The sequence below is a fragment of the Rhodospirillaceae bacterium genome (genome assembly GCA_028819475.1).
GTDB lineage: Bacteria > Pseudomonadota > Alphaproteobacteria > Bin65 > Bin65 > Bin65.
Genome location: JAPPLJ010000017.1, coordinates 1 through 3441 on the forward strand (window position 1 = coordinate 1; position 3441 = coordinate 3441).

Annotated in this window: 5 protein-coding genes; all 5 read left to right on the forward strand. The window is 75.2% G+C overall.

Annotated elements, in window-relative coordinates; genetic code table 11:
* The first annotated feature begins 310 nt into the window (after positions 1–310).
* Positions 311–856 carry an NADAR family protein gene (locus OXM58_03855; protein MDE0147484.1) on the forward strand — a complete coding sequence of 182 codons (546 nt, stop codon included), beginning with the start codon at positions 311–313 and terminating at the stop codon, positions 854–856.
* Positions 857–922: 66 nt separating this feature from the next.
* Positions 923–1486, forward strand: coding sequence for an alpha-ketoglutarate-dependent dioxygenase AlkB (locus OXM58_03860; GenBank protein ID MDE0147485.1), 564 nt, complete (start codon positions 923–925; stop codon positions 1484–1486).
* A gap of 67 nt (positions 1487–1553) precedes the next feature.
* Complete coding sequence (locus tag OXM58_03865; GenBank protein MDE0147486.1) at positions 1554–2009, forward strand: macro domain-containing protein; 456 nt, start codon at positions 1554–1556, stop codon at positions 2007–2009.
* Positions 2010–2138: 129 nt separating this feature from the next.
* Entirely contained in the window at positions 2139–3263 is a 1125-nt protein-coding gene (locus OXM58_03870; GenBank protein ID MDE0147487.1) for a toprim domain-containing protein, read from the forward strand.
* The coding region (locus OXM58_03875; GenBank protein ID MDE0147488.1) for a DUF4326 domain-containing protein at positions 3242–3441 on the forward strand (200 nt) is incomplete at its 3' end. The genes OXM58_03870 and OXM58_03875, both read left to right, overlap by 22 nt.

Sequence of the window (3441 nt, forward strand, 5' to 3'; positions counted from 1 at the left end):
CGAACGGCGACGGCGGCAAGATGCAGCCGGACCCGGACGCGGCGGGCGACACCGGCACCGCCCCGGCTGCCCCGCCCGCGGACCCGGACGACGAGATCCCGTTCTAGGGCTTCCTGTCCTTCGCTTCCTCCCTCCCGACTCGGGCCGGCGCTTCGGCGTCGGCCCTTTTTTGCAGCCGGCCCGGAGGAAGCCCGTCGGGGATGCGCCCCCGCGCTCCGCTCCGCCCCTTGGCGGGAGGGAGGCGAGCTTGTGTGGGGGCGGATCGCGGCAGGCCCGAGGGGGCCGCCGCCCACGAACGGAGGATGACGCCATGCGTGTCTACAAGCGCGACGAGGCCTGCGGCTTTCGGTTCACCAACGCCCCCTGGGGCGAATTCAGCAACTTCGCGCCGCTGGCGGCGCCGATCGCCGCCGGCCCGTGGACGTTCCGGACGTCCGAGGCCCTGTACCAGGCGGCGAAGTTCGGCGCCGCCCCGGCGGTGCAGCGCCGGATCGCCGGCGCGCCGTCGCCGCGCGCGGCGGCCGCCATCGGGCGCGGCACGGCGGCGGGTCTCGATCCGCTCTGGACGGCCCAGCGGGTGAACGTCATGCGCTGGGTCCTGCGCATGAAGCGCGAGGCCAACGCGGCGGAAATCGACGCCGCGCTCGCCGCGACCGGCGACCGGCCGATCGTCGAAGTCTCGACCCGCGACGACTGGTGGGGCGCGAAGCCGTGGGGCCATACCTGCCGCGGCCACAACGTGCTCGGCCGGCTCTGGATGGAGCTGCGCCAGCAGCTGCGCGACGGCGATCCCGGCGCGCGGGCCGCCGCCTGGATCGGCCGGATCGATGTCGGCCGGCTTTCCGGCGCCCCTTGACCGCTCCCGCCGCCGGAGGCCGGGGAGAGCACGGGCCGGGCGGTTCGCTTGCATGAGGAGAGAGGCATGGCCCGCGACAGCATCTTCGCCCACGGGGCGGTCGTCGTCCCCGACTTCGTCACCCCGGCCGAGGAGGAACGCATCCTGCTGCGCATCGGATCGGCGCCGTGGATGACCGAGCTGCGCCGCCGGGTGCAGCATTACGGCTACCGCTACGACTACCGGGGCGCGAGCCGTCCGGAGCCCGCGGCGCCGCTCCCGCGCTGGGCCGCGGTCATGGCGGACCGGCTGCGGGAGCACTTCGGCGGGGCGCTGCCGGTGCAGTGCATCGTCAACGAGTACCGCCCCGGCCAGGGCATCGGCATGCACGCCGACCATGCAGATTTCGGGCCGGTCGTGGCGTCCCTGTCGCTCGCCGCCGACTGGCCGATGCGTTTCCGCCCGCGCGCCGTCCGCCCCTACGCCCGCGACGGCCTGCCGGGCGACGAGGTCACCGTGCTCCCGCGCCGCTCCATCCTCGTCCTCGCGGGCGCCGCACGCCGGGACTGGATGCACGGCATCGACCGGGCCGACACCGCCGGCGAGGCCGCGACGCGCCTCTCCGCCACCTTCCGCACCCTCGCGCGGTAGCGACCCGCCGGCCCGCCGCCGGGCGGTGCGGGCCTTTATTCGATCTTCCCCTGCAAGGAGCTGCGCCATGATCCGTTTCGTCCACGGCGACCTCTTCGCCTCCGGCTGCGAGGCCCTCGTCAATCCCGTCAACTGCGTCGGCGTCATGGGCAAGGGCCTCGCCCTCCAGTTCCGGCGCCGCTTCCCGGCCAACTACGAGGCCTACCGCGACGCCTGCGCGCGGCGCGCGGTCCGGCCCGGGCGCTGCTTCGTCTTCGACGCCGGCGCCGGGTGCCCGCGCTTCGTCGTCAACTTCCCGACCAAGCGCCACTGGCGCGACCGCAGCCGCATCGAGGACATCGCCGCCGGCCTCGACGACCTCGCCGGCGTCCTCGATCGCCGCGCCGTCCGCTCCGTTGCGGTCCCGCCGCTCGGATGCGGCCTGGGCGGCTTGCCCTGGCCCGCGGTCCGCGACCTGCTGCTCGACCGCCTCGCGCCCTGCGAGGGCGTCTCCATCGTCATCCACGAGCCTGTCCACCGGTAGCGCCGGGCGGCTTCCCGCCAGCCCGGCCTCGCGCCCGCGCTTTGCGCGACGCGCTCGCACATCTGCTCCGCCAGGAGGCGGAGGCCGGCCGGTATCGGGCGTCCCGCAGTTTCCCGAAGGAGGTCGCCCATGCGCTACGGCCCGTCTTCCGCCGCCGCCATTGCCGCAGCGCTCGCCGCGCGCGCCGAGGAGGTCTGCCGGCGCTATCTGCCCCACGGCCGCCGGCAGGGCCGCTACTGGGTCGCCGGCGACCTCGACGGCGCCCGCGGGCGCTCGCTCTTCGTCCGCCTCTCCGGCGCCGGCAAGCCGGGCAAGTGGACCGACGCGGCCACCGGCGAGCATGGCGACCTGCTCGACCTGATCCGCCATCGCACCAACGCGCCGACGCTGCGCGCGGCGCTCGACGAGGCGCGCGCGTTCCTCGCCTTGCCCGCTTCGCCGGCGACGGCTCCGGACGCGCCCTACGACGCGACCGAGGCGGCGCGCCGCCTGTGGCGGCGCTGCCGCGCGGTCGACGGCAGCCACGCCGAGCGCTATCTGCGCGCCCGCGGGCTGTCGCGCTGCCGCTTCGCGGCGCTGCGCTTCCATCCCGCGCTTCGCTATCGCGAAGGCGCGACGGTGCGCCGGTTCCCGGCGCTGGTCGCCGCCGTCACCGCCGGCCCCGGTGAAGAGAATGGGCGCGCGATCGCAGGCGTGCAGCGCACCTGGCTCGATCCCCGCTTGCCCGCCAAGGCGGGCGTCGCGGCGCCGCGCAAGGCGCTCGGCCGCGTCTACGGCCTCGCGGTGCGCTTCGGCGCCCCCTCCGACGACGCTGCGCTCGTCGTCGGCGAGGGCATCGAGACCGTGCTCTCCCTCATCACCGCCGTGCCGGAGATCACCGCTGCCGCCGCGCTCTCCGCCGGCAGCCTCGGCGCGTTCGCGCCGCCGCCCGGCGTCGAGCGGCTGGTGATCGCGCGGGACAACGACGAGGACGGTGCGCTCGCGGCCGAACGCCTCGCCCGGCGCTGCGCGCGGCTCGGTGTGGCCGCGACGGTCATCGTGCCCGCCGGCAACGACTTCAACGACGACCTGGTCGCGCTCGGCTCGGCGGCACTGCGCGCCCGCTTCGCGCCGCTGTTCCGCCCGGCGGCCTGCGCCCCGGGGCCGGGGGCCGCCCGTCCCGACCCCCTGTCCGGTGGAGGAAGAGAGGAGCGGAGAGTCGGGCAGGCCGACCGGGAAAGAGGAGGGAGGACATGGACGCCGTCATCAACCTGAGAACCGAACCCAGGCTGCGCGAGGAGTTCGAATATGCACAGGTGTTGGACAACACCGTGTTGATCGACCGCCGCACGAAGTGGGGCAATCCGTTCAGGATCGGCCCGGCCTGTTCGAGAGAGAAGGCGATCGCGCGCTACCGGGCCGATCTGTGGCGGCGCATTCGGGCGGGCGAGGT